Annotated in this window: 28 protein-coding genes, 1 pseudogene and 1 other annotated feature; of the genes and pseudogenes, 11 read left to right on the forward strand and 18 right to left on the reverse strand. The window is 51.4% G+C overall.

The genetic code is table 11. The features are described 5' to 3' along the window. From pheT to thrS, 7 genes are all read right to left on the reverse strand, one after another. Complete coding sequence (gene pheT, locus F3J30_RS07795) at window positions 1-2,388, reverse strand: phenylalanine--tRNA ligase subunit beta (RefSeq protein WP_166716883.1); 2,388 nt, start codon at window positions 2,386-2,388, stop codon at window positions 1-3. A 15-nt stretch (window positions 2,389-2,403) separates the two neighbouring features. Next, the gene (pheS, locus tag F3J30_RS07800; protein ID WP_014069902.1) at window positions 2,404-3,387 is read right to left on the reverse strand and encodes a phenylalanine--tRNA ligase subunit alpha; all 984 of its coding nucleotides are present in this window, start codon (window positions 3,385-3,387) and stop codon (window positions 2,404-2,406) included. A 62-nt stretch (window positions 3,388-3,449) separates the two neighbouring features. Then, window positions 3,450-3,574: a sequence feature (Phe leader region), on the reverse strand. Then, on the reverse strand, window positions 3,525-3,569 hold the full coding sequence (pheM, locus tag F3J30_RS07805; RefSeq protein WP_001386830.1) for a pheST operon leader peptide PheM: 45 nt from the start codon (window positions 3,567-3,569) through the stop codon (window positions 3,525-3,527). (Overlaps the previous feature by 45 nt.) Window positions 3,575-3,691: 117 nt before the next feature. Next, entirely contained in the window at window positions 3,692-4,048 is a 357-nt protein-coding gene (rplT, locus tag F3J30_RS07810) for a 50S ribosomal protein L20 (protein WP_000124850.1), read from the reverse strand. A 52-nt stretch (window positions 4,049-4,100) separates the two neighbouring features. Further along, window positions 4,101-4,298: a 50S ribosomal protein L35 gene (rpmI, locus tag F3J30_RS07815; protein ID WP_003030583.1), complete on the reverse strand. Its 198-nt coding sequence runs from the start codon at window positions 4,296-4,298 to the stop codon at window positions 4,101-4,103. Window positions 4,299-4,395: 97 nt separating this feature from the next. After that, window positions 4,396-4,938, reverse strand: a complete 543-nt coding sequence (gene infC / locus F3J30_RS07820; RefSeq protein WP_014069901.1) for a translation initiation factor IF-3 — start codon at window positions 4,936-4,938, stop codon at window positions 4,396-4,398. Between the two features lie 3 nt (window positions 4,939-4,941). After that, window positions 4,942-6,870 carry a threonine--tRNA ligase gene (gene thrS / locus F3J30_RS07825; protein WP_014069900.1) on the reverse strand — a complete coding sequence of 643 codons (1,929 nt, stop codon included), beginning with the start codon at window positions 6,868-6,870 and terminating at the stop codon, window positions 4,942-4,944. Window positions 6,871-7,192: 322 nt separating this feature from the next. On the opposite strand from thrS, the gene yncL reads away from it, so the two are divergent. Continuing rightward, on the forward strand, window positions 7,193-7,285 hold the full coding sequence (yncL, locus tag F3J30_RS07830; protein WP_021241082.1) for a stress response membrane protein YncL: 93 nt from the start codon (window positions 7,193-7,195) through the stop codon (window positions 7,283-7,285). 98 nt (window positions 7,286-7,383) lie between these two features. Continuing rightward, a complete protein-coding gene (gene yniD, locus F3J30_RS07835) occupies window positions 7,384-7,491 on the forward strand; it encodes a small membrane protein YniD (protein ID WP_008500658.1) in 108 nt (35 codons plus the stop codon). Between the two features lie 206 nt (window positions 7,492-7,697). Here the strand turns inward: yniD and F3J30_RS07840 are convergent, their stop codons facing one another. Continuing rightward, the gene (locus tag F3J30_RS07840) at window positions 7,698-7,931 is read right to left on the reverse strand and encodes a hypothetical protein (RefSeq protein ID WP_166716884.1); all 234 of its coding nucleotides are present in this window, start codon (window positions 7,929-7,931) and stop codon (window positions 7,698-7,700) included. Window positions 7,932-8,195: 264 nt separating this feature from the next. Continuing rightward, complete coding sequence (locus tag F3J30_RS07845; RefSeq protein ID WP_014069898.1) at window positions 8,196-8,954, reverse strand: YdiY family protein; 759 nt, start codon at window positions 8,952-8,954, stop codon at window positions 8,196-8,198. 295 nt (window positions 8,955-9,249) lie between these two features. On the opposite strand from F3J30_RS07845, the gene pfkB reads away from it, so the two are divergent. The 3 genes from pfkB (at window position 9,250) to F3J30_RS07860 (ending at window position 11,542) form a co-directional block, all read left to right on the forward strand. Continuing rightward, entirely contained in the window at window positions 9,250-10,182 is a 933-nt protein-coding gene (gene pfkB, locus F3J30_RS07850) for a 6-phosphofructokinase II (protein ID WP_166717143.1), read from the forward strand. A 103-nt stretch (window positions 10,183-10,285) separates the two neighbouring features. Further along, on the forward strand, window positions 10,286-10,576 hold the full coding sequence (ghoS, locus tag F3J30_RS07855) for a type V toxin-antitoxin system endoribonuclease antitoxin GhoS (RefSeq protein WP_064555877.1): 291 nt from the start codon (window positions 10,286-10,288) through the stop codon (window positions 10,574-10,576). A 105-nt stretch (window positions 10,577-10,681) separates the two neighbouring features. Beyond that, window positions 10,682-11,542, forward strand: a complete 861-nt coding sequence (locus F3J30_RS07860; RefSeq protein ID WP_014069895.1) for a fructosamine kinase family protein — start codon at window positions 10,682-10,684, stop codon at window positions 11,540-11,542. Between the two features lie 36 nt (window positions 11,543-11,578). Here the strand turns inward: F3J30_RS07860 and F3J30_RS07865 are convergent, their stop codons facing one another. After that, window positions 11,579-12,115 (reverse strand): YniB family protein, encoded by a 537-nt coding sequence (locus tag F3J30_RS07865; RefSeq protein WP_014069894.1) that lies wholly within the window; start codon window positions 12,113-12,115, stop codon window positions 11,579-11,581. Window positions 12,116-12,264: 149 nt separating this feature from the next. On the opposite strand from F3J30_RS07865, the gene hxpB reads away from it, so the two are divergent. The 4 genes from hxpB (at window position 12,265) to F3J30_RS07885 (ending at window position 16,038) form a co-directional block, all read left to right on the forward strand. Then, entirely contained in the window at window positions 12,265-12,936 is a 672-nt protein-coding gene (gene hxpB, locus F3J30_RS07870; protein WP_166716885.1) for a hexitol phosphatase HxpB, read from the forward strand. 137 nt (window positions 12,937-13,073) lie between these two features. Next, window positions 13,074-13,835 carry a 2-dehydro-3-deoxy-D-gluconate 5-dehydrogenase KduD gene (gene kduD, locus F3J30_RS07875; protein ID WP_166716886.1) on the forward strand — a complete coding sequence of 254 codons (762 nt, stop codon included), beginning with the start codon at window positions 13,074-13,076 and terminating at the stop codon, window positions 13,833-13,835. Between the two features lie 94 nt (window positions 13,836-13,929). Next, complete coding sequence (locus F3J30_RS07880) at window positions 13,930-14,520, forward strand: metal-dependent hydrolase (RefSeq protein WP_014069891.1); 591 nt, start codon at window positions 13,930-13,932, stop codon at window positions 14,518-14,520. Between the two features lie 126 nt (window positions 14,521-14,646). Further along, on the forward strand, window positions 14,647-16,038 hold the full coding sequence (locus F3J30_RS07885) for an L-cystine transporter (protein ID WP_014069890.1): 1,392 nt from the start codon (window positions 14,647-14,649) through the stop codon (window positions 16,036-16,038). A gap of 48 nt (window positions 16,039-16,086) precedes the next feature. On the opposite strand, the gene cedA is transcribed toward F3J30_RS07885, so the two are convergent. Next, the gene (gene cedA / locus F3J30_RS07890) at window positions 16,087-16,341 is read right to left on the reverse strand and encodes a cell division activator CedA (RefSeq protein WP_071881293.1); all 255 of its coding nucleotides are present in this window, start codon (window positions 16,339-16,341) and stop codon (window positions 16,087-16,089) included. Window positions 16,342-16,529: 188 nt separating this feature from the next. Here cedA and katE point away from each other — a divergent pair, with 188 nt between their 5' ends. Then, window positions 16,530-18,779 (forward strand): catalase HPII, encoded by a 2,250-nt coding sequence (gene katE, locus F3J30_RS07895; protein WP_166716887.1) that lies wholly within the window; start codon window positions 16,530-16,532, stop codon window positions 18,777-18,779. Window positions 18,780-18,869: 90 nt separating this feature from the next. On the opposite strand, the gene chbG is transcribed toward katE, so the two are convergent. The 7 genes and pseudogenes from chbG to osmE all read right to left on the reverse strand — a co-directional run bounded on the left by chbG (window position 18,870) and on the right by osmE (window position 24,731). Beyond that, complete coding sequence (chbG, locus tag F3J30_RS07900) at window positions 18,870-19,628, reverse strand: chitin disaccharide deacetylase (RefSeq protein ID WP_166716888.1); 759 nt, start codon at window positions 19,626-19,628, stop codon at window positions 18,870-18,872. 11 nt (window positions 19,629-19,639) lie between these two features. After that, window positions 19,640-20,995 carry a 6-phospho-beta-glucosidase gene (locus F3J30_RS07905; RefSeq protein ID WP_014069886.1) on the reverse strand — a complete coding sequence of 452 codons (1,356 nt, stop codon included), beginning with the start codon at window positions 20,993-20,995 and terminating at the stop codon, window positions 19,640-19,642. A gap of 111 nt (window positions 20,996-21,106) precedes the next feature. Continuing rightward, window positions 21,107-21,943 (reverse strand): annotated as a pseudogene (gene chbR / locus F3J30_RS07910) (transcriptional regulator ChbR); the annotation flags it as partial. A gap of 11 nt (window positions 21,944-21,954) precedes the next feature. Continuing rightward, window positions 21,955-22,302, reverse strand: a complete 348-nt coding sequence (chbA, locus tag F3J30_RS07915) for a PTS N,N'-diacetylchitobiose transporter subunit IIA (RefSeq protein WP_166716889.1) — start codon at window positions 22,300-22,302, stop codon at window positions 21,955-21,957. Between the two features lie 47 nt (window positions 22,303-22,349). Beyond that, window positions 22,350-23,708: a PTS N,N'-diacetylchitobiose transporter subunit IIC gene (gene chbC, locus F3J30_RS07920; protein WP_014069883.1), complete on the reverse strand. Its 1,359-nt coding sequence runs from the start codon at window positions 23,706-23,708 to the stop codon at window positions 22,350-22,352. Between the two features lie 79 nt (window positions 23,709-23,787). Continuing rightward, entirely contained in the window at window positions 23,788-24,105 is a 318-nt protein-coding gene (gene chbB / locus F3J30_RS07925) for a PTS N,N'-diacetylchitobiose transporter subunit IIB (RefSeq protein ID WP_014069882.1), read from the reverse strand. A 281-nt stretch (window positions 24,106-24,386) separates the two neighbouring features. After that, complete coding sequence (osmE, locus tag F3J30_RS07930) at window positions 24,387-24,731, reverse strand: osmotically-inducible lipoprotein OsmE (protein WP_014069881.1); 345 nt, start codon at window positions 24,729-24,731, stop codon at window positions 24,387-24,389. A 231-nt stretch (window positions 24,732-24,962) separates the two neighbouring features. Between osmE and nadE the strand changes: the two genes are divergently transcribed. Next, complete coding sequence (gene nadE, locus F3J30_RS07935; protein WP_166716890.1) at window positions 24,963-25,790, forward strand: ammonia-dependent NAD(+) synthetase; 828 nt, start codon at window positions 24,963-24,965, stop codon at window positions 25,788-25,790. Window positions 25,791-25,839: the final 49 nt, after the last annotated feature.

Consider the following 25,839-nt stretch of genomic DNA (forward strand, 5'->3'; position numbering starts at 1 on the left):
TCAATCCCTCAATGATGCCTGGAATCGCTCTTTTAATGCCTCTACACATTTGGCGACGGTAGCGGCAATCTCCTCTTCTTCGAGTGTACGGCTGGTATCCTGAAGGATAAGGCTGATAGCGAGGCTCTTGAAACCTTCTGCTACGCCCTTGCCGCGGTACACGTCAAATAAGTTTACGCCAACTACCTGATTTACGCCAACTTTCTTACATTCGGCCAAAATATCTGCTGCAGGCACGTTTTCAGCGACCACAACCGCGATATCACGGCGGTTCGCCGGGAAGCGTGAAACATCCTGCGCCTGAGGAATGACGCGGTCTGCAACCGGGTTCCACTCCAGCTCGAACACGATGGTACGGCCGTTCAGGTCCAGTTTGCGCTCCAGCTCAGGGTGAACAACACCAATGAAACCAACGCGTTTGCCATCTAAATAAATGGCAGCGCTCTGGCCAGGATGCAGGGCCGGGATGGATTCCGCACGGAATTCAATTTCAGATAATTTACCGGTCAGATCGAGAATCGCTTCCAGATCGCCCTTCATATCGTAGAAATCAACCGTCCCTTTTGCCAGGTCCCAGTGTTCTTCATAGCGGTTACCGCTGATGGCGCCAGCCAGCATGAGATCCTGACGGATGCCTAAATTTGCCTGATTATCTGGCACAAAGCGCAATCCACTTTCAAAAATGCGCACACGGTTTTGCTGACGATTCTGGTTGTAAACGATAGTCCCGAGCAGCCCCGTCCACAGGGACAGACGCATTGCTGACATTTCGCTTGAGATTGGGCTTGGCAGGATCAGCGCTTCCTCAGCCGGGTGGATCCACTGCTGTACCTTCGGATCAACGAAGCTATAGGTGATCACTTCCTGATAGCCTTTGTCATTGAGCATGGTTTTCACACGCTTCAGGGACAGGTCGGCTTCGCGGTGAGAGCCCATGACCAGGCCTGCCTGTACCGGCGCGTCTGGAATGTTGTTGTAGCCGTAAACACGCGCCACTTCTTCCACCAGGTCTTCTTCGATTTCCATATCGAAACGCCATGATGGCGCAACGGCTTTCCATTCGTCCTGACCTTCGGTGACTTCACAGCCCAGACGACGCAGAATGTCGCTAACCTGAGCATCCGCAACGTGGTGGCCAATCAGACGGTCCAGCTTGCTGCGGCGCAGGGTGATGGTTGCGCGTTTCGGCAGAGTAGCGTCGTTTGTCACATCAATAACCGGGCCCGCTTCGCCGCCACAGATATCGATCAGCAGGCGCGTTGCACGCTCCATTGCTTTGTATTGCAGTGCCGGGTCAACGCCACGCTCGTAGCGGTGAGAAGCGTCGGTATGCAGGCCATGACGGCGCGCACGGCCGGTGATAGACAGCGGGCTGAAGAAGGCGCATTCCAGCAGTACGTTTTGCGTTTCGTCATTCACACCGGAATGCTCACCACCGAAGATACCGCCCATCGCCAGCGCTTTACCATGATCCGCAATAACCAGGGTGTCGGCGTTGAGTTTTGCTTCGCTGCCGTCCAGCAGAACCAGGGTTTCACCCTCTTTCGCCATACGCACAACAATACCGCCTTCGATACGATCTTTATCGAACGCGTGCATTGGCTGACCCAGCTCCAGCAGAACGTAGTTAGTCACGTCTACAACCGCATCAATGGAGCGGATGCCGCAACGACGCAGCTTCTCTTTCATCCACAGTGGGGTTGGCGCTTTAACGTTAATGCCTTTCACAACACGGCCCAGGTAACGTGGACACGCATCGGCCGCTTCAACCTGAATCGGCAGAGTGTCGGCGATGGTGGCAGCCACTGGCGTGATATCTGGCACGTTCAGCTCAACCTGGTTCAGCACGGCAACATCACGCGCCACACCGATAATGCCTAAGCAGTCGGCACGGTTTGGCGTCACGCTGATCTCGATGGTGTTGTCGTCGAGTTTCAGGTATTCGCGAATATCCGTACCGATTGGCGCATCCAGCGGCAGCTCAATGATGCCGTTGTGGTCGTCGGAAATACCCAACTCAGAGAAAGAGCACAGCATCCCTTCAGACGGCTCACCACGCAGTTTTGCGGCTTTGATTTTGAAATCACCCGGCAGTACCGCACCCACGGTTGCCACAGCAACTTTCAGCCCCTGACGGCAGTTTGGCGCGCCACAGACGATATCCAGCAGGCGTTCGCCGCCCACGTTCACTTTTGTTACGCGCAGTTTGTCGGCATTAGGATGCTGGCCGCATTCAACCACTTCACCCACAACCACACCGTTAAAGGCACCTGAAACCGGCTCAACGCCGTCAACTTCCAGGCCTGCCATGGTGATTTGGTTGGAAAGCGCTTCGCTATCGAGAGAGGTGTTCACCCATTCGCGTAACCACAGTTCACTGAATTTCATTGTTCTGTCCTGCCCTTATTTAAACTGTTTGAGGAAACGCAGATCGTTTTCGAAGAATGCGCGCAAATCGGTTACGCCGTAGCGCAGCATGGTCAGACGCTCCATGCCCATACCGAAGGCAAAGCCAGAGTACACTTCAGGATCAATGCCGACATTACGCAGAACATTTGGGTGCACCATGCCGCAGCCCAGCACTTCCAGCCATTTGCCATTTTTACCCATCACGTCAACTTCCGCAGAAGGTTCGGTGAACGGGAAGTAGGAAGGACGGAAACGAACCTGCAAATCTTCTTCAAAGAAGTTATTCAGGAAGTCGTGCAGCGTCCCTTTCAGGTTGGTAAAGCTGATGTTTTTATCAACGATCAGGCCTTCCATCTGGTGGAACATTGGGGTGTGCGTCTGGTCGTAATCGTTACGATAAACACGGCCTGGCGCGATGATGCGAATTGGCGGCTCTTGATCTTTCATGGTACGGATCTGCACGCCAGAAGTCTGGGTACGCAGCAGACGCGTAGCATCGAACCAGAAAGTGTCGTGGTCAGCACGTGCCGGATGATGGCCTGGAATGTTCAGCGCATCGAAGTTGTGATAGTCATCTTCGATTTCCGGGCCAGTCGCCACGGTAAAGCCGAGCTCACCGAAGAAACTTTCAATACGGTCAATAGTACGGGTAACCGGGTGCAGACCGCCGTTCTCAATACGACGACCAGGCAGGGAAACATCGATGGTTTCTTCAGCCAGACGCGCGTTCAGTGCCGCATTTTCCAGCGCGGATTTACGCGCATTCAGCGCCTGCTGTACCTGCTCTTTGGCTTCGTTAATCACCGCACCCGCTGCCGGACGCTCTTCTGCTGGCAACTCACGCAGGGTAGTCATTTGAAGGGTCAGGTGCCCTTTCTTACCCAGATATTCGACGCGGACGTTGTCTAACGCGGCAACATCTGAGGCCTGGTTAATGGCGGCCGTTGCACTGGCAACCAGCTCTGCGAGATGTGACATGGTTTTCCTCATTATGTCGGTGCAGACACCGATTTGGTGGACTTAATCTCTCGAATTTAGACACAAAAAAAGCCTCCATCAGGAGGCTTATTCGGCGCTGTTTTTCGTTTCATCTTTCACGCGCTAGCCTCCTGATATCAGGTGCTAAAGTAAAAGAAGAAGCGGAAAATAGCAGCATTCATGCTTGCGTTACCTTATAGGTTTAGAGCCGTTAAGACCTTATTGAAAAGCCTGGACGGGTAAAAGTCAATGTTCTGATAAGGTTAAAACAAAAGAGGGAGCAAAGCCCCCTCTTCCAACTGGCTTACGCCAGTGCTGCTTTCGCTTTTTCGACCAGAGCGGTGAACGCTACTTTGTCGAATACTGCGATGTCAGCCAGGATCTTACGGTCGATTTCAACAGAGGCTTTTTTCAGGCCGTTGATGAATTTGCTGTAAGAAATACCGTTCTGACGTGCTGCTGCGTTGATACGTGCAATCCACAGTTGACGGAACTGACGCTTACGTTGACGACGGTCACGGTAAGCATACTGACCAGCCTTGATAACAGCCTGGAAGGCAACGCGGTATACGCGTGAACGCGCACCGTAGTAGCCTTTAGCTTGTTTCAGAATTTTTTTGTGACGTGCACGAGCAATTACACCACGTTTTACGCGAGCCATGTGAGCTCTCCTGTATCTATATTCTTAGTAAAAAAAATTAAACGTTAACGGCTTATGCGTACGGCAGGCACGCGATAACCAGACCCAGATCGCCTTTAGACACGAGGCCTTTTGGACGCAGGTGACGTTTACGTTTAGTAGATTTTTTGGTCAGAATATGACGCAGGTTTGCGTGCTTACGCTTAAATCCACCACCACCGGTTTTTTTGAAGCGCTTAGCAGCACCGCGTACGGTCTTAATTTTTGGCATCTTAATAACTTCCACTTCGCATTGTTAAATAAACGAAACATAGGCGAGCAAAACCTATGAGGCCCGAAGGCTCCACAGATTTTGCTGCTTGAAGGCCTTACTGTTTCTTCTTAGGAGCGAGCACCATGATCATCTGGCGGCCTTCGATCTTCGTAGGGAAGGATTCGACTACTGCCAGTTCACTCAGATCGTCACGGACGCGGTTAAGCACTTCCATACCAATCTGTTGGTGGGCCATCTCACGACCGCGGAAACGCAGTGTGATCTTGGCCTTATCGCCATCTTCCAGAAAGCGAATCAGGCTGCGGAGTTTTACCTGATAATCGCCATCGTCGGTACCAGGACGGAATTTAATTTCCTTAACCTGGATAACTTTTTGCTTCTTCTTCTGTTCCTTAGAAGACTTACTTTTTTCATAAAGGAACTTGCCGTAGTCCATGATACGACAAACTGGCGGTTCGGCGTTAGGGCTGATTTCAACTAAATCTACTCCAGCTTCTTCAGCTTTTTCGATCGCTTCTCTCAGACTCACAATTCCCAGTGGCTCACCTTCCAGATCTGTTAAGCGAACTTCCTGGGCGCGAATCTCGCCATTGATACGATTCGGACGTGCCGTTTGAACTCGTTTTCCGCCTTTAATACCTTATTCCTCCAGTTGTTGAAGACTGCGGCTGCGAATCTCTTGTTGCAGCTTCTCAATCACTTCACTTACGTCCAGGCTCCCCAGGTCTTTACCACGGCGGGTGCGAACGGCAACTTTGCCTGCTTCCACCTCTTTATCACCACAGACCAACATATACGGGACACGACGTAAAGTGTGCTCGCGGATTTTAAAGCCAATCTTCTCATTTCTCAAGTCCGCTTTTACGCGAATGCCCGCATTTTGTAGTTTCTGCGTCAATTCTTTAACGTATTCAGACTGAGAATCGGTAATGTTCATCACGACTACCTGCACTGGCGCAAGCCAGGTTGGGAAGAAGCCGGCGAACTCTTCGGTCAGGATGCCGATGAAGCGCTCCAGAGAACCGAGAATTGCACGGTGAATCATTACAGGTACCTGACGTTCGTTGTCTTCGCCAACATAAGAGGCGCTTAAACGCTGCGGCAGGGAGAAGTCCAGCTGTACAGTACCGCACTGCCATGCGCGATCGAGGCAGTCATACAGGGTAAATTCAATTTTCGGGCCGTAGAAGGCACCTTCGCCAAGCTGGTATTCGAACGGAATACCGTTCTCTTCCAGCGCAACGGCCAGATCCGCCTCAGCACGATCCCAGGTCTCGTCGCTGCCGATACGTTTTTCAGGGCGAGTTGAGAGTTTGACCACGATCTTCTCGAAGCCAAAAGTGCTGTACATATCGTAGACCATACGAATACAGGCGTTAACTTCGTCACGTACCTGATCTTCAGTACAGAAGATATGCGCATCATCCTGAGTAAAGCCACGAACACGCATCAGACCGTGCAGCGCACCTGATGGCTCGTTACGGTGGCAGCTACCGAACTCCGCCATACGTAGCGGCAGGTCGCGGTAGGATTTCAGACCCTGGTTGAAGATCTGAACGTGACCCGGGCAGTTCATTGGCTTGATGCAGTATTCACGGTTCTCAGAAGAGGTGGTGAACATCGCATCTTTGTAGTTGTCCCAGTGGCCGGTTTTTTCCCACAGCACACGGTCCATCATGAACGGGCCTTTCACTTCCTGATACTGGTACTCTTTCAGCTTGGAGCGCACGAAAGTTTCCAGTTCACGGAAGATAGTCCAGCCATCGTTATGCCAGAAAACCATACCCGGCGCTTCTTCCTGCATATGGTACAGGTCAAGTTGCTTACCGATTTTACGGTGGTCGCGTTTTGCGGCTTCTTCCAGGCGTTGCAGGTAGGCGCTCAGGGCTTTCTTATCTGCCCATGCGGTACCATAAATGCGCTGCAACATCTTGTTGTTGCTGTCGCCACGCCAGTAAGCGCCTGCAATCTTCATCAGTTTGAAGTGATGACAGAAACGCATGTTCGGCACGTGCGGCCCACGGCACATGTCGATGTATTCTTCGTGATGGTACAAGCCTGGCTTGTCATCATGAGAGATGTTCTCATCAAGAATAGAGACTTTATAGCTCTCGCCGCGCTTCACGAAGGTTTCACGCGCTTCGTGCCAGCTGACTTTCTTCTTAATGACGTCGTAGTTGGATTCAGCGAGCTCGTGCATACGTTTTTCGAGCGCGTCGATATCTTCCTGGGTCAGGGTGTGGTCAAGGTCAACGTCATAGTAGAAACCGTTGTCGATAACCGGGCCAATCGCCATTTTGGTATTTGGCCACAGCTGCTTGATTGCATGACCTAACAGGTGCGCACAGGAGTGACGAATGATCTCAAGACCTTCTTCATCTTTCGCTGTGATGATTGACAGTTTCGCATCGTTTTCAATCAGATCGGACGCATCAACCAGCTCACCATTTACACGGCCAGCAATGGTCGCTTTTGCGAGTCCAGGACCGATGTCCAGGGCCACATCCATTGGGCTAACAGCGTGGTCGTATTGGCGTTGGCTGCCATCAGGAAGAGTAATTACAGGCATTTTATATCCTTATTTGCAGTGATGCCCCACACATAAGAGCATATACAAAGAAAATAATCGTGATTTAACAGTAGATTACGAGGCCATCTGACCAACAATCGTCAAATTGGTTCGTTATCATGCACCTGACGAATTCAGACAAATGCGGATTTACGGCAGGCCTTGCAATGTTAACACTAACAAAAGGGAGAATGCACCCTCTGTGGCAGACAGAAGTACCTGGTACTTTCGCATGAGTTTGCAGGGGTTCGCTTCCTGGCGCTCGCATTCCAGTCGTGCTGAGCTATTCTTGAACAGGTCCTTAAACCTTAAGGGGCACAACATGAACGTATCCAGTAGAACCGTAGTGATATTGAATATACTTTCAGCCACCGGTTTATTGTTGATTCTCGCCGAAAGATTCCACTGGTTCTGAACCGCACCACTATGATGTGGCATAACCTAACCCCGGATAATGCGCATTTCACCGCTCTCTTTGGTACACTGGCATTATCAACAGACAAGGATTAGGTTATGCCAACAAAACGATTTGCCGTAAAACACTGGAAAATGGTGCTGGTGTTAATTGCTATCTGCGGAGCGATGTTACTGTTGCGCTGGGCGGCAATGATCTGGGGCTAAAACGTCATGGAATTAGACAGGCGAAATGCCTTTACCGAATAATACATTTCGGTGAAGGTTTTTTTGCGAATACGAAATACAGGTAATGAATAAACTTTAATTATCTTTACATCATTTTAAACCGCAAAAAACCGGTACATCACAATCCGGTTTTTGACGGGTTGAGTTATTGGTTTAATTTCAATAACAACGCGACAAGAAACGTATCAGGACCACTCACCTGCAACCAGTTTATGCACATCAAATGCGTCATTCATTGATTGACCGGTAGATTGTGAGCCCGGGGCAATGTTAGAGCCTGCTTCAACGTCAGACGCTTTAGCAATGCCGACCTGGGTATTGGTGTTACTGGCAGGTGGAGTCACTTCATCAGCAGCGAATACGCCAAAGGAGAGTGCAGAAAGCACCATTGCTGCTGCGGCAGTTTTGATTTTTTTCATAATGATTATTCTCTTACTGAATTATTGCAGAACGACTTAAGGCGAAATTTTGCCTGTGTTATGAGTGTAGATCTGGATCACACTTTTGCCTAGTCAATTTATTTATCAATTCGTGTCAAATAAACTGAATGTAATACGAAGAGAGTCATTATGGAGAAAATATGGAGATATCTGCCGAATAAATATTTTAAAACGCTGTTCAATATAAAATAGCACAGTTCGTAAAAATAAAAAACGGGCCGATAATATTTCGGCCCGCGGAAATTACATTTTGTAGCCCAGTGAAATCGTGGTTCTGCGGTCGGTGTGATCCGGTGCAGTATCTGGAGGTGAAGAGTTCCAGGTCACGTTGTAAGCCACTTTTAAACCAAAGTGTTCATTGATTGCTACATTCAGCGCCGTTTCAGAGTTTAGCGTTGTATCATCGGCACCGAATACAGAAACACCCTGAGTAAATTTGGTGTTGTCGGTCATCTGCCAGGCATAAGTACCAGACGCATAGCCTAACGGTTGGGTTTTAGTATCGCCGTCGGTGTACTCGTCATAACGTACACCAGGACCGAATTCAAAACGGAAGCTGTGAACAGGCCCGTTCAGGAACTGGCGACCATAACCTGCGGTGAAGACATCACGCTGGCGATAGCCATTGTACCGGTCGGTTAACCAGCTGGCCTGGCCGAACAGGTAGTCGTAATCGGTCATATTGTAACGGCTACGTCCACCTACTGCGTATTTTTCGGAAGAGCGTTCGTCGTTAGCGGAGGTGTTGCTGGCGTTACCCCACAAGGACCAGGCCGTGTTGCTACCGTACCAGGTCAGCGTGCTGTCCGCCGTCAGCGAAGAACTTTTCGTGTTACCGGATTGCGCCAAATATCCGGCGTTCAGGTTACCTTCAAAGGGCTTTTGCGCCGTGGTGGGATCGTCCATGACAGTAAAAACGGTATCATCGGCGGTCGCATTCATTGACGCAAACACGCCACCCGCCAGCATCAGTGCAGCGGGTACTGTCTTCAAAAGCTTCATTTTATTAAGGAGTCCGTACAACAAAAAAAGAGACCATCACGGTCCCGGAAACTTTCTTGAGGATCAATGACAAGGCGTCCAGAGAAAGGTAAGAAATTATAAAAAGCCTCAAATAACATAGCAATGTTTTCTTATTTCATTTTTTGAATAAGAACGATCCCAAAACGCGTTTTATTTTATAAAACAATTTGGTTACTTTCCTCGTTATTCATATTGAAAATCATGATGTTAATTACTTTGCCTTCTGGTGAATTGGTGCCAGGATTACTGATACCCATACTAAAAGGAGGTAATGATGGTTTCTATTTATACACTCACGCTCTCCCCTTCCCTCGACTCCGCCACCCTGACGCCGCAGATTTACCCGGAAGGTAAACTGCGCTGTAGCGCCCCTGTATTTGAACCAGGCGGCGGTGGGATCAACGTGGCGCGCGCCATTACGCACCTCGGCGGAAAGGCGACGGCAATATTCCCCGCCGGCGGCGCTACCGGGGAGCATCTGGTCGCACTGCTGGCAGATGAAAAGGTCGCAGTTTCAACCGTTAACGCCCAGGACTGGACGCGGCAGAACCTGCACGTCCACGTGACATCCAGCGGCGAACAGTACCGTTTCGTTATGCCCGGCGCGAAACTGAGCGAAGATGAATTCCGCCAGCTTGAGGAAAAAGTTCTGGCCATCGAGAGTGGTGCCTTGCTGGTCATTAGCGGCAGCCTGCCGCCTGGTGTCAAAACGGAAAGGCTGACGCAGTTGATCCGGGCCGTCCAGCAGAAGGGGATCCGCTGCATTGTTGACAGCTCTGGTGAAGCACTTCAGGCCGCCTTAGAGCCAGGGCAACTTGAGCTGGTCAAACCCAACCAGAAAGAACTAAGTGCGCTGGTCAACCGTGAGCTCACCCAGCCTGACGATGTTCGCACTGCGGCGCAAGAACTGATTCACAGCGGCAAAGCCCTGCGCGTGGTGGTGTCTCTTGGTCCACAAGGGGCGTTAGCCGTTGATGGCTCCGGTTTTGTGCAGGTGGTCCCGCCGCCGATGAAGAGCCAGAGCACCGTGGGTGCAGGCGACAGCATGGTGGGTGCAATGGCGCTGAAACTGGCGCAAGGGGCCTCGTTACTGGAGATGACGCGCTACGGTGTGGCGGCAGGTAGCGCAGCAACGATTAACCAGGGTACACGGTTGTGTTCTCTTGCCGATACGCTAAAAATTGTGGATTACCTTTCCAGAAGTTAAGACATTCTCCCCTTCTTCATGGAGGGGAAATGCTCCCCGGGTTCGCCAAACGCGTACTATCGACTATGCTAAGAAAACTTTCATGATAACAATGAGGTGAAATATGAGCAGTGGAGATATCACTCGCTATGTCATAACCGTCAGTTTTCATGAAGCATCACTGACCGAACTCAATGAAATCAACAACGCCTTTACTCGTGCCAATTTTTTACTCACGCTAACGGATGAAGAAGGCAATATTCATGAACTCGGCACGCTGACATTTGGGCTGATAAGCGCGTTATCCAGAGATGAAGTCAGCGCGCTGGCAAGCAGCCTGATTGAAAGTGCCACCCACAAAACAGCCGACATTGACGTAGACACCTGGGAAAACTGGCAAAAAAAAGAACAATAAGTGCCCTGCGTGGATCCAAACGGCTCAGGTGTGCGTTAGTTCGTATTTTTTTACAGCGGTTTTGCGCTAACTTTATGATCTGGCAGACAACATGGGAGAGACATCATGTGGCAGGCTATCAGTCATCTTTTAAGTGAGCAACTGGGTGAAGGTGAAATTGAACTGCGTAACGAACTGCCAGGCGGAGAGATCCACGCCGCATGGCATTTACGCTACGCAGGACGTGATTTCTTCGTAAAATGTGATGAACGGGAGCTCCTCCCTATCTTCACGGCCGAAGCCGACCAGTTAGAGCTGTTATCCCGCAGCAAGACCGTTACGGTACCTCAGGTCTGGGCGTTAGGCAGCGATCGTGACTACAGCTTCCTGGTCATGGATTATCTCCCTGCCCGTCCGTTAGATGCCCATAACGCCTTTATCCTCGGGCAGCAACTGGCGCGTCTGCACCAGTGGAGCGACCAACCCCAGTTTGGGCTCGATTTTGATAACGATCTCTCCACCACTCCGCAACCCAATGCCTGGCAACGCCGCTGGTCAACTTTCTTTGCCGAACAACGCATCGGCTGGCAGCTTGAGCTGGCTGCGGAAAAAGGGCTGGAATTTGGCAATATCGACGCCATTGTCGAGCACGTTCAGCAACGTCTTGCTTCGCATCAGCCTCAGCCTTCGCTTCTGCATGGCGATTTATGGTCAGGAAACTGCGCGCTGGGGCCAGATGGACCGTATATTTTTGACCCGGCCTGCTACTGGGGCGACAGAGAGTGCGATCTTGCCATGCTGCCGCTCCATCCTGAGCAGCCTGCGCAAATCTATGACGGGTATCAGTCAGTGTCGCCACTCCCGGCAGACTTCCTTCAGCGCCAGCCGGTTTACCAGCTTTACACCCTGATTAACCGCGCGATTTTGTTTGGCGGCGAGCACCTGGTAAATGCCCAGCGCGCGCTGGAGCGCGTACTGGCGGCATAAGACAGGAACGGGTGGCCAGATGCCACCCGTTTGTTCTTATATGAAACCGAGTAACGAGAAGAAGAAATATCCGGCCACGATAATTATCACCGGCAGGACGTAGAGCGGAAAAATCTGTAGGAAAATGGTGTGACGCGGAACCACGATGCGGGACTCAATCTGCTCGCGGCTCAATCCTTCCGCCCCTTTCGCCTGCTCCAGGATCAGTTGGTCTTCCACACCTTCACGCAAAAAACGCGTCTGGCGACTCATTCTGGCACCCGACGCCTGGAGCGCCATTGCGACAAAGATCAGCGCATAGATTATCCAGAAGCCGACATTGAGCTTCTGGTGAAAATCGGGCGTTGGTGAGTTGAACCAGAAGAAGTTTAAAAAAGGCGTATTAAAACGCATCATTTCAATCATGACATGCGCAAAATCAAGCATTACCGCATTGATACCCGGCTGTTTTTCGCTGTGATCGTACATAAACTTAAGTACGGAAATCAGCGTGGAAATCACGGCCGGAATAAAGATCACCCACCCGGCAATACGTTTTAAGACAGCAATGCGTCCAGCTTGTTGATACGTCATCAGTTCCCCTTCCAAAAGACGCGTTATTTGTGCCTAAGTCTACCTGCTGCACATCATTTTCGCCCGCTCTTTAAAGGCAATATGCTAAATTGCAGACTGTACTTAGCACTTATCGTCTGTCGTACACCCTGAATTAAGGAGAAGTTGTGATGTCGACACCGCGCCAAATTCTTGCCGCTATTTTTGACATGGATGGATTACTTATTGATTCCGAGCCGCTGTGGGATCGTGCAGAACTGGATGTTATGGCCAGCCTTGGCGTGGACATTCGTCGCCGTAACGAACTCCCCGATACGCTGGGGTTACGCATCGATATGGTGGTTGAACTTTGGTACGCCCACCAGCCGTGGGTTGGGCCTGGCCGCGACGAAGTGACTGCGCGCATCATCAATCGCGCTATTACGCTGGTTGAAGAGAATCGCCCGTTGTTACCTGGCGTGCGTGACGCAATCGCCCTGTGCAAAGCGCAAGGCCTTAAGGTTGGGCTGGCTTCTGCTTCTCCACTGCATATGCTGGAAAAAGTGCTGACCATGTTCGAGCTGCGTGACAGCTTTGATGCGCTGGCATCGGCAGAAAAGCTCCCCTACAGCAAGCCGCACCCGCAGGTCTACATGGACTGCGCCGCGAAGCTTGGGCTTGATCCTCTCACCTGCGTTGCGCTGGAAGATTCCGTTAACGGCATGGTGGCATCAAAGGCTGCGCGGATGCGCTCAATTGTCGTCCCTGCCGAAGAAGGCCAGCATGATCCGCGCTTTGCGCTTGCTGACGTTAAACTTGCCTCACTGACCGACCTGACCGTGCAACACCTGCGCGGTGAATAACGCATTTCCTCAGGCAGCACCCGCTGCCTGAATTTGCAAATCATAAAAATAAAACATCGTTTCATTTTATTTGCTTTTCTGCTTATTGCCTCCTATTCTTGGGTCAGAACGACAATAACCCTACTTCTGAGGCACGTATGATACTGGATACCTTCACTCTTTCTGGAAAAGTGGCCATCGTCACCGGGTGCGATACCGGGCTTGGACAAGGCATGGCCATTGCCCTGGCTCAGGCCGGGTGCGATATCGTGGGGGTAAACCGAAAAATTCCTGAAGAAACGGCCGCCCGGGTCACCGCCCTCGGCAGACGTTTTTTGGCGATCCGGGCCGACCTCGGCAAGCAGGAAAGTCTCCATGACGTCGTCGCGAAAGCGGTTGCAGAGATGGGGCGCGTCGATATTCTGGTGAATAACGCGGGCACCATCCGCCGTGAAGACGCGCTTTCCTTCAGTGAAAAAGACTGGGACGAGGTCGTTGACCTGAATCTGAAATCAGTCTTCTTCCTTTCTCAGGCGGTCGCCCGGCAGTTTATTGCCCAGGGCCAGGGCGGTAAAATTATCAACATTGCCTCCATGCTCTCGTTCCAGGGCGGCATCCGTGTTCCCTCTTATACGGCCTCGAAAAGCGGCGTGCTTGGCATCACTCGCCTTCTGGCAAACGAATGGGCGGCTCAGGGGATTAACGTCAATGCCATTGCGCCAGGTTATATGGCCACCAACAATACGCAGCAGTTACGTGATGATGAGCAACGCAGTCAGGCGATCCTGGACCGTATACCTGCGGGGCGATGGGGATTGCCCGACGATCTGCAAGGCCCGGTGGTATTCCTGGCGTCACCGGCATCAGACTACATTAATGGCCACACCTTAGCCGTTGATGGTGGCTGGCTCGCACGTTAACGTAGTTTTGTGACAAAGAGTTACACCGTCACCTCTTCCGCCCACTGTATAAAAACCCTATACTGTATGAATTGACAGTTTCCTGGGTTTTATCATGACGGCGGAAGGCCACCTGCTTTTTTCTATTGCTTGCGCAGTGTTTGCCAAAAACGCTGAGCTAACGCCCGTACTGGCCCAGGGTGACTGGTGGCATATTGTGCCTTCAGCGGTACTCACCTGCCTGTTACCCGATATTGATCACCCTAAATCATTTCTTGGACAGCGGTTGAAGTGGTTTTCCAAACCCATCGCCCGGGCGTTTGGTCACCGGGGATTCACTCACAGCCTGCTGGCCGTGTTTGGTCTGTTGACACTCTTCTATTTAAAGGTTCCTGAAAGCTGGATTGTGCCCGCAGATGCCATTCAGGGCATGGTGCTCGGCTATCTGAGCCATATTCTCGCCGATATGCTGACCCCTGCAGGTGTGCCGTTACTGTGGCCGTGCCGCTGGCGGTTCCGCCTGCCGATCCTGGCGCCACAGAAAGGTAACCAGCTGGAGCGCGTTTTATGTATGGCGCTTTTTGCCTATGCCGTGTGGATGCCGCAAACCTTGCCCGAAAATGGTGCAGTTCGCTGGTCTTCCCAGATGATCAATTCGCTGCAATTTCAGTTCAATCGATTTATTAATCATCAAATAGAACATTAAATCCGCAAAATAAGCGTATTTGTCATAACCCATTCCATTTGGATATAAGCGCTACATCACACTTCTGCTAACCTTGCGCCAACAGGTTCGGTAAAACCGACCACATAATAAATCAGGAGAACGGGGATGAACTTTCCACTCATCGCGAACGTCGTTGTGTTCGCTATTTTGCTATTGCTTCTGGCTCAGGCGCGCCACAAACAGTGGAGCCTGGCGAAGAAAGTACTGGTCGGTCTGGGTATGGGTGTCGTATTTGGTCTGGTATTACAGGCTATTTATGGCTCAGATAATCCGGTACTGAAAGACTCTATTCAGTGGTTCAACATCGTGGGTAACGGCTACGTACAGCTGCTACAGATGATCGTGATGCCGCTGGTATTTGCTTCCATTCTGAGTGCGGTTGCACGTCTGCATAACGCCACTCAGTTAGGTAAAATCAGCTTCCTGACCATCGGTACGCTGCTGTTCACTACGCTGATTGCCGCACTGGTGGGTGTTCTGGTAACCAACCTGTTTGGTCTGACCGCAGAAGGTCTGGTGCAAGGCTCTGCTGAAACCGCGCGTCTGGCGGCCATTCAGTCTAACTACGTAGGTAAAGTCGCCGACCTGACCGTGCCACAAATGGTGCTCTCCTTCATTCCGAAGAACCCGTTTGCTGACCTGACCGGTGCGAACCCAACCTCAATTATCAGCGTGGTTATCTTCGCGGCCTTCCTGGGTGTGGCAGCGCTGAAACTGCTGAAAGACGATGCCCCGAAAGGTGAACGCGTTCTGACGGCTATCGATACCCTGCAAAGCTGGGTCATGAAGCTGGTGCGTCTGGTAATGCAGTTAACGCCTTACGGTGTACTGGCCCTGATGACCAAAGTCGTTGCTGGCTCTAACTTGCAGGACATCATTAAGCTGGGTAGCTTTGTGGTTGCCTCTTACCTGGGTCTGGGCATCATGTTCGTGGTGCATGGCATCCTGCTGGGTGTGAACGGCGTTAGCCCGCTGAAATACTTCCGCAAAGTATGGCCGGTACTGACATTTGCCTTCACCAGCCGTTCCAGCGCAGCATCCATTCCGCTGAACGTTGAAGCGCAAACCCGTCGTCTGGGTGTGCCTGAATCTATCGCCAGCTTCTCTGCGTCCTTTGGTGCCACCATCGGTCAGAACGGTTGTGCAGGTCTGTACCCGGCAATGCTGGCTGTGATGGTTGCCCCTACTGTGGGTATTAACCCGCTCGACCCGGTGTGGATTGCAACGCTTGTGGGCATTGTCACCGTGAGCTCCGCAGGTGTTGCTGGTGTGGGCGGTGGTGCTACCTTCGCCGCGCTGATCGTACTGCCTGCACTGGGTCTGCCGGTCACTCTGGTTGCGCTGCTGATTTCCGTCGAGCCGTTGATTGATATGGGCCGTACCGCACTGAACGTGAGCGGCTCCATGACCGCGGGTACGCTAACCAGTCAGTGGCTGAAGCAGACTGACAAAGCGGTTCTGGAAAGTGAAGACGACGTCGAACTGGCGCACCGTTAATCATTGCTGAATTAAAAAAACCGCCTGATGGCGGTTTTTTTATGGCTGTTATTCTTCAACCTCTTCATCCTGGCGGGTCTGTACCGCCCAGCGCTGCGCCGATTCCGGCACCGTAAACGCAGGGGAACGACGGAAGTGTTCGCCGATCAGCACAAAGGCCACGTATTTACCCCGTAGCTGCCAGACATCGCGAAAACCATCCACTTTCAGAGCATGGTCAGGCGGAGCGGGTTCAACGCGGGGCACATAGCTAATAACCTGGCGGTTTTGTTGACGAAGAGGTTTCATAAGAGACTGGTTCACTAAAGCAAATTCTGGAAACAGGAAAATTCTATGATAGCCGATCCTTCCCCCACGCGTCGCGCCTTCCATGCAGTATGCAGCTTCTTTCGTTAACAATGGCATCTGAAAACTCTGAGTTCGCCAGCCACCTCATCACATTGTTCTACCCTTAATAAGGTTTTTAGCAATGAATAAAGGAGACGCGTGCAATGTCGAACAAAGATAAAACACATCAATCACCCATTCATGGCACTGAAGAATCTCAACCGGGCATGGACTCACTCGCACCTGCGGATGGATCGCATCAACCTTCCCCCGGCCTTTCAGCCCCAGGCGAACAACCTACGGCATCAGGAAGCCTGAAATCCCCGGATACGGGGAATGAGAAGCTGAAATCGCTTAACGCTCAGCGCAAAAACGGCGAAGACTTTGCCCTCACCACCAATCAAGGGGTACGTATCGCCGATGACCAGAACTCCCTGCGCGCAGGGACGCGTGGGCCAACCCTGCTGGAGGACTTTATCCTGCGGGAGAAAATAACCCATTTCGACCACGAGCGGATCCCGGAGCGGATTGTTCACGCTCGCGGTTCCGCTGCACATGGCTATTTCCAGCCCTATAAAAGCCTGAAAGCGATCACCAAAGCGGGCTTTCTTTCCGCCCCGGAAAAAATCACGCCCGTGTTTGTCCGTTTCTCCACCGTTCAGGGTGGCGCAGGTTCAGCTGACACGGTGCGCGATATCCGCGGGTTCGCGACCAAGTTTTACACCGACGAGGGCATTTTCGATCTGGTTGGCAATAACACCCCGATATTCTTCATTCAGGATGCGAATAAATTTCCTGACTTTGTCCATGCGGTAAAACCTGAGCCCCACTGGGCCATACCGCAGGGACAAAGCGCGCACGATACGTTCTGGGATTATGTCTCTCTGCAACCCGAAACGCTGCACAACGTCATGTGGGCAATGTCGGACAGAGGCATTCCGCGAAGCTTGCGCACGATGGAAGGGTTTGGTATTCACACCTTCCGCCTGATTAACGCCGAAGGTAAAGCCACCTTTGTGCGCTTTCACTGGAAGCCTGTTGCGGGTAAAGCCTCACTGGTGTGGGATGAAGCCCAAAAGCTGACCGGGCGTGATCCGGACTTCCACCGCCGTGAACTGTGGGAATCTATCGAAGCGGGAGATTACCCGGAATACGAGCTTGGACTTCAACTGATCCCGGAAGAGGACGAATTCAAATTCGATTTCGATCTGCTGGATCCGACCAAGCTTATTCCCGAGGAGCTGGTTCCGGTGCAACTGGTCGGCAAAATGGTGCTCAATCGCAACCCGGACAATTTCTTTGCCGAAAACGAACAGGCGGCATTCCACCCAGGGCATATCGTTCCCGGACTCGATTTCACCCATGATCCTCTGTTACAGGGGCGTCTGTTCTCTTATACCGATACACAAATCAGCCGTCTTGGCGGGCCAAACTTCCACGAGATCCCAATTAACCGGCCGACCTGCCCGTATCATAATTTCCAGCGTGACGGGATGCATCGCCAGGATATCGATACCAATCCGGCGAACTATGAGCCAAATTCAATCAACGATAACTGGCCACGTGAAACCCCACCGGGCCCGCAACGCGGCGGTTTTGAGTCTTATCCGGAACGTGTTGAAGGGACAAAAATCCGTGAGCGAAGCCCATCGTTTGGCGAATATTATGCGCATCCTCGCCTGTTCTGGAACAGCCAGACCCCGATTGAGCAGCAACATATTATCGGTGCCTTTAGCTTTGAACTGAGCAAAGTCGTGCGAACTTACATCCGCGAGCGCGTTGTCGACCAACTGGCGCATATTGATATTCAGCTGGCTCAGGGCGTTGCCGATAAGCTCGGCATTACCCTGAGCGACGAGCAGCGCAATGCCGTACCGCCAAAAGACGTCAACGGGCTGAAGAAGGATCCGTCCCTCAGCCTTTATGCGGTGCCGGGCGGCACGATTAAGGGTCGCGTGGTGGCTATCTTGCTGAACGACAAAACACGTGCCAGCGACGTGCTGGGCATAATGCAGGCGCTCAAAACGAAGGGTGTGCACGCTAAACTACTTTATTCTCGTATGGGGGAAGTGAACGCCGATGACGGTTCAGTGCTGCCCATTGCCGCAACCTTTGCCGGTGCGCCTTCCCTGACTGTGGATGCGGTAATTGTGCCTTGTGGCGATATCAACAGCCTGCTTAACAATGGTGATGCCGTTTACTATCTGCTGGAAGCTTATAAGCACCTGAAACCCATTGCGCTGGCGGGCGAAGCGCGCCAGTTTAAAGCGTTGTTAAAGGTGGCAGCTCAGGGCGAAGAAGGGATTGTCGAAGGCGATAACGTCGACGATGCATTTACGACGAAGCTGTTTGAATTGCTTGCTGCCCACCGCGTGTGGTCGCGCAGCAGTAAGATTGACCGGATACCGGCGTAAAAAAGCCGGGTGGCGCTTGCGCTTACCCGGCCAACATTTCGACTGGTTTTGTAGGCCCGGTAAGGCGAAGCCGCCACCGGGCTTTTTTACTCACAGATCCCTGAACGTCCCCAGACGATACCCGCGCTCGGCAATCGCATATTTCAGCGACGCCGACGTCAGGACATCCAGTTCCGCCAGGCGTGGCCAGCAGTAGGCGCTCTTGCGCACGATGTTGTCGACAAACGCAGGATGCGCCATCACCTCTACCGAGCGTTCACCGCGCGCGACAGAATCATCCAGCACTTTCAGAAACAGTGCTTCGCTAATTTCATCACCGTAAAACGCGCTGCTGAAACCGTCGGTCGTTGCCGCAGAGGATAACAACAGCCCGTGCAGCGCCTGCACTTCACGATCCACGCGCATCGCCACCCCTTTACGTTGGGCAAAATCCGCAACAATCGGGAAAATTGCCGGGATCATATGCACGTGATGATGGCTATCAATGTGCGTTGGCTCACGACCGAAGAGATCGACAAAACGGTTGAACTGACAATCCAGTTCACGGGTAATTTCCTCGAGTGGCAAGGCATTCTGCTCGGCCATTTCCCAAATCCATTTACCCAGCTGTCCGTCGCGTGTCAGCCCCGGCATCGGTGAAATCGGCATCCCGAGAGTGAGGACAAAATGCATCCCCACGCCCAGCTCCGGAACTTCACGGCTCAGCGCTGCCGCATGGTCAACCGCCTCGCCGTTGACAAGCGTCGTGGTCGAAGTCACCACACCCCGACGACAGGCTTCAATGATGCCGTAGTTCTGCCCTTTCGACAGGCCAAAATCGTCGGCATTTACGATCAGCAGGTTTTCCATCGCTCTCCCTCTTAACGGTGGTTGAACTTCAGCTTCTCAACCGTTGCAGCAAAGTTTGGCAGCCATTTTTCATGCGCCAGGATCATCTCGCTCGCCAGCTGTTCTGCGTCACGATCGGAATGCACCAGCGGGCTCAGGTTCAGCGCCAGCAGGACATCATTCAGCTCGCCGCTCAGTGCCGCGTTGCTTGCCGCCACTTCAAACCCTTTGATGGTATGGATAAGTCCCATCACTTTGTCATCAAAGTGAGTGATACGCGGATGCGGTTTCGCGCCATCGCGACCCAGGATGCAGGTCATCTCAACCGCCCAGTCAGCCGGGATGTTGTCGATGTGTCCGTGGTGCGGCACGTTGACGTAGTGCTCGGCCTGTTTGTCGTTGTAGATAGCGTTGATCACTTCACAGGCCGCATCTGAATAGTACGCCCCGCCGCGCTGTTCCAGCTCTTTTGGTTTCACGTTCAGGTTTGGATCTTTGTACAAATCAAACAGTTGTTTTTCAACTTTCTGCACGACCTGCGCGCGTGCTCCGCCTTTATAGTACTCGCCCATTTCGATGGCCAGCATCTCTTTCTGCTTGAAGTAATAAAGCAGATACGAACATGGAAGCAGGTTCAGGGAACGGATCAGCCCTTCACTGAACGGCAGATCGAAGATATTTTTAACCGATGCCGCGGTCAGGCGACCGGAAGCTACGCCGTCGAGCAGTTCAGCAAAGCGCGATTTACCGTTAACAATCACATCTTTGATAAAGACCATGTGGTTCAGGCCGAACAGATCGATGGAGAGATCGTCGCTGTCGCTCAGTTCCAGCACGTCGCGGATAAACATTTTCATGCCGATAGGAATGTTACACACGCCGATAAAGCGTTTAAAACCGGTGTGACGATAGACGGCTTCGGTCACCATGCCGGCCGGGTTGGTGAAGTTAATCACCCACGCCTTCGGACAAATTTCTTCCACATCTTTGATGATGTCGAAAATCACCGGAATGGTTCGCAAACCTTTAAACAGACCGCCCGCACCGTTGGTTTCCTGGCCCAGATAACCGTGGCTTAGCGGGATGCGCTCGTCCAGTTCGCGGGCTTTCAGCTGGCCTACTCGAAGCTGCGTCGTCACGAAATCGGCATCTTTCAGTGCCAGACGGCGATCCAGTGTTTTATGCACGGTTAACGGTACGCCCGCTTTTTCGACCATGCGCTTGCACAGTTCGAAAATAATATTAAGCTTCTCTTGCCCTTCTTCTACGTCCACCAGCCATAATTCGCTGACCGGCAATTCATGATAACGTTTCAGAAAACCTTCGAGTAATTCCGGGGTATAACTGCTGCCGCCGCCAATGGTTACGACTTTTAATTTCTGTTGCATAATATCTCCCTTAACGTATCAGGTTAACCGCCTGCAAAGTATAGCGCTCTCGTCCCGCTATTTTGGGCAAGCAATTACGTCAATATTTCTGGCGGATAATACCGCCGATAGTCAATTAATTACCGTCAAACTTTTCCGGTAACTGTTAGGCGTGAATGAGGTGAATTTTTTAAATGTTTTAATAAACAGGCTGGGGCTACTGTAGCCGGACTCATAAGCAATGTCGGTTACGGAGTAGTTGGTAATTTCCAGCTGTTTTTTGGCAAAGTTAATGCGGATCTCATTAATAATTTGCACCGGTGTCTTACGATAATAACGCTGGGTAGCCCGGGTTAAATATTCCTGAGATTTTCCTGACAGCGTCACCATATTCTCCAGCGCATTGTCGCTGAACTGGCCTTTATCGTGCATAAGCTCAACGGTGCCACGTAACCACTGTGGGATATCGTCAATCACCTGCTGCTCTTCACGATGGTGGCGCAGGCGGTTCATCACGTAGAAGGTTACCGTTTCAATAAATTCGTCGAACTCATTGTCGCGGAAGTTAAGCGAAGCTATGACCGTTTCTATCCAGGTCATAAACTCGTTTTTAACGCGATACACCTGCGACGCCACAAAGCAGAATGGCACCAGCGGCAGATAGTGTTTCTCAAAGAAGCGTTTGCTGACGCCGACATTGAGGATCCGCGTTGCGCCAAATTCGTAAAAGCTCTGGTGGTAAGAGCCCATCGGCAGGAAGACAAAATCACCACGCTCCAGCAGAACACGCTTACCGTTGATCTCCTGGTAGTAACGTCCGGTCAGAACAATCGTGAACTCGTAGTAGTCATGCTGGTGCAAGCCACTGGCGCTCTCCGTCTTGTTGTAAATAACCACGTGAAAATTCTTGCCATTAAACAGTTGCTGCTCAAGTGCGGTTTTAATTTCCATCGTGCTGACCTCCTGCTTACGGCTCTGACTTAGTGCATTTTTTCGTGAAGCTCGATTAACTCAGCCACCAGCTCGCGCGCCAGCATCGAGGTCATCAGGTGATCCTGGGCATGAACCAGCACCAGACTCACTTTCATTTTCCCTTCGCCCTGGTCGCCTTCTATGAGCTTTGTCTGTACCAGATGTGCTTCATTCAGTGCGGTACGGGACTGATCCATCATGGTTTTCGCTGCGACAAAATCGCCCTGCTTAGCCTGTTTGAGTGCGGCATAAGCCAGGCTGCGTGCTTGTCCGGAATTGATGATAAGGCCCATCACCACTTCTTCCAGATCGTTCTCTTCGGTTTCTTCAGCAACGATACTATCCAAATCTAACATCTTTTAGCTCCTTTTCGCTGGCGCGGGTTGCCCCGCGCCGGTCAAACTTAGAATTTCAGTGAGAGGGCAATATCCTCTTCGCTCTCTTCTTCATCGATGATGGTTGCAGCTTTGTTCGCAATCGCCACGAACGGCATGTAAAGCAGTGTTGCAATCCCGAGGTTGAATATCGCCAGCAGGAAGGCCGCGATGCTACCGTTGGTGTTGAAGAACGCACCCAGACCTGCCGGCATTGTCCACGGAGCAATGTTGGTGATTGGCGGGATAATGCCCAGGTAATACGCCGTCAGAGTAATAGCGGCCAGCAGCGGCTGAATCAGGATGAACGGAATGAACATTACCGGGTTCATGATGATTGGCAGACCAAACAGAATCGGCTCGTTAATCTGGAAGATGCCTGATGGCAGCGCCAGCTTCGCAACCTGACGGTAGTCAGCGCGACGAGAGACAATAAAGACCGCGATGATAAGACCCAGCGTAGCCCCTGTACCACCCAGGAAGATATAGGAGTCAAGCATCGGCTTCGCCCACACATGGAAGGTTTTACCGGCTGCCAGTGCCGCATCAACGGAACCGTACTGCTGGTAAAGCGCAACGTTTTCCAGTGCCCACGGGGTCATGATGCCGCTGTCCAGCGCTGCCAGTGCCAGTGAACCATGCACGCCGAAGAACCACAGCAGAGAAGTGAAAATCACGTACGCCCAACCGACCACGCCACCCATCGACGCCAGTGGCGTAGAGATAGAGTCCATGATGATCTGGTGGAAGTTTGTACCCCAGTGAGAAAGCGCCCAGGCAATAATCCCCATGATGGAGAGAATAATGAAGCCTGGAATCAACGCGGAAAATGAACGGGAAACAGATTCAGGAACACTGTCCGGCAAGCGAATAACCCAGTTGCGGCGGACAATAAAAGTGAACATCTCTGCAACCACCAGACCGATCACAATACCGGAAATAATGTTTGCACCACCTAACCAGTTAGCGCCTACAGCATACGCTTCGCCCACGCTGTAAGGAGTAACGGTCATAAAGGCAGCAACGGATAATAAGCCCGCTGCCAGCGGATCCACTTTACGCTCTTCTGCCAGCGCCATCCCGATAAAGAATGGCGCCATCAGCGACATAATACCCAACGTACCGTTGTATACGTTGCCGCCGATGGCTTTAAAACCATTAAGGGTTTCAATTGTAGAAGCGTCTAACCGAATTCCTAATGAATAAAAGAAGGAACCTTCACCAAAGCTCAGAAAAACGTTGTTAATTAAAACGAACATTGCCCCGGCCAGCGTCAACGGCATTAATTTAATAAAACCGTTTTTGATGGCATTAACGTGAGGCTGCTTTCCTATTTTAACAGCAAAAGGAAGGAGTACCTTTTCAAGTGAAGCGATGACTTTACTCATAGGAAAATACCCTTAAATGCCGCAACTCATGTTACGGCGTATTGTGTGTGAAATAACTCTTTGACGGGAAAAATAAAAATTAATTAGCAGCTTTTTTAATTGCTGCAACAGCAGCTTTCAATACACCTAAACCATCGATCTTGCCATACAGCCCCGAGTCGATAACTTCGACCGGTTTATTCGGTAACAGACGTTGAATTTCTGGCAACATGTAAGCGATTTGCGGCCCTAACAGGACAACATCGGCACTCTGGCCCTTTTCACCCGCCAGCGTTTCAGGAAACGCTTCAATCACCACAGGGACTTCATATTTTTCAGCCTGCGCACGCATCTTGGAAACCAGCAGTGAGGTTGACATGCCCGCAGAGCAGAACAGGTAGATATGTTTCTTTTCCATAGTAACTTCCCTCTTTTTTAACCACCCGACGTCGCGTTCTCACTCGACTCGCTATCCCGGCTGACGGATGGTTTGCTTACCATTGTTTGTCGTTGGAGTGAGTATACGCAATGGTACAGAGAGGGGATAATTCTGAACAGACTCAAATTGTCTCTCATTGACCTGGCTTGTTGACTACCTTCACATTTCGGGTAAATAATTCGCGCAAAGAAATAAGATTTCCCTATACATAAAAAAACCGGCCATCTGGCCGGTTTGTTAACATCCTCAGGCAAGCAGGGTTACTGCGCCTTAGGTGCCTGCGGATCGGTATCGTATTCGGCACAGGTCTGATAACCGGAATTGATCACGTGTCCAGTATCATCCAGTGCAACAAAGTAGGTTTCAGCCTTACCATCCCGTTGACCCAGGATATATGTCTGGCAGGTACCTTTTGCATGGATCATCGTGATCTCAGAAGAAGGTTTACCGGCAATCGCAGCAACCTGCGAACGCGTCATGCCTTTTTTGACATCCTTAACTACGGGCTGTGTGAACTGATCTTTGGTGCGATCATAAGCTGTACACCCTGCCAGCATAGTCAGAACCGCCGCTGCACTTAGAATTCCTGCTACATTCTTGTTCATATTCCGTCCTCTTGTATTTCAGCGTGTTACCTAAGCATGGGATAAAAAGTACTATTGTTCAACTTTGTGAGTTTCGCCAGAGGAATTTCGGAGGATTCCGCTAAAACAAAGATAACCTGCTAAATCGCCGTAAATTCCCGCACTCAAAACTGTGATCCTTGTCGTTTTACGCCCAAAGGGTTAGTTTTAACGGATCATACATTCTGTTTAGTTCTGCATATGGAGGGCGTAATGGCTCTGCAACAAGAGATTATTCAGGCGCTTGGCGTCAAGCCAGTGGTCGATGCACAGGAAGAGATCCGCCGTAGCGTCGATTTTTTAAAATCCTATTTAAAAACGAACCCTTTCCTGAAGTCACTAGTACTGGGCATCAGCGGTGGTCAGGATTCCACGTTGACCGGCAAACTGTGCCAGCAGGCCATTTCAGAACTGCGTGAAGAAACCGGAGACGTTGCGCTGCAATTTATTGCGGTGCGTCTTCCGTACGGTGTGCAGGCCGATGAACAGGATTGTCAGGACGCCATTACCTTTATTCAGCCCGACCGCGTGCTTACCGTGAACATCAAAGGGGCGGTGCTGGCGAGTGAACAGGCGCTGCGCGAGGCAGGTATTGAGCTGAGCGATTTTGTCCGTGGTAACGAAAAAGCGCGTGAGCGTATGAAAGCACAGTACAGCATTGCGGGTATGACCAAAGGGGTAGTGGTCGGGACTGACCATGCCGCAGAGGCCGTTACCGGCTTCTTCACCAAATATGGTGACGGTGGTACCGACATTAACCCTATCTTCCGCCTCAACAAGCGTCAGGGTAAGCAGTTACTTGCCGCGCTCGGTTGCCCGGAACATTTATATAAGAAAGCCCCTACAGCCGACCTGGAAGACGATCGCCCTTCCCTGCCGGATGAAGCCGCGCTGGGTGTGACCTATGAAAACATCGATGATTACCTGGAAGGTAAAACGCTGGATGCAGGTATCGCGAAAATTATCGAAGGCTGGTACCTGAAAACCGAGCACAAGCGCCACACGCCGATTACGGTGTTCGACGATTTCTGGAAGAAATAGCCACCTTTTGCCGGGTGAGTAAAAACGCCACCCGGCAATCCTCCCTGAA

Origin of the sequence: Enterobacter sp. Tr-810 (assembly GCF_011752765.1) — a bacterium.
GTDB classification, from domain to species: Bacteria; Pseudomonadota; Gammaproteobacteria; order Enterobacterales; family Enterobacteriaceae; genus Enterobacter; species Enterobacter soli.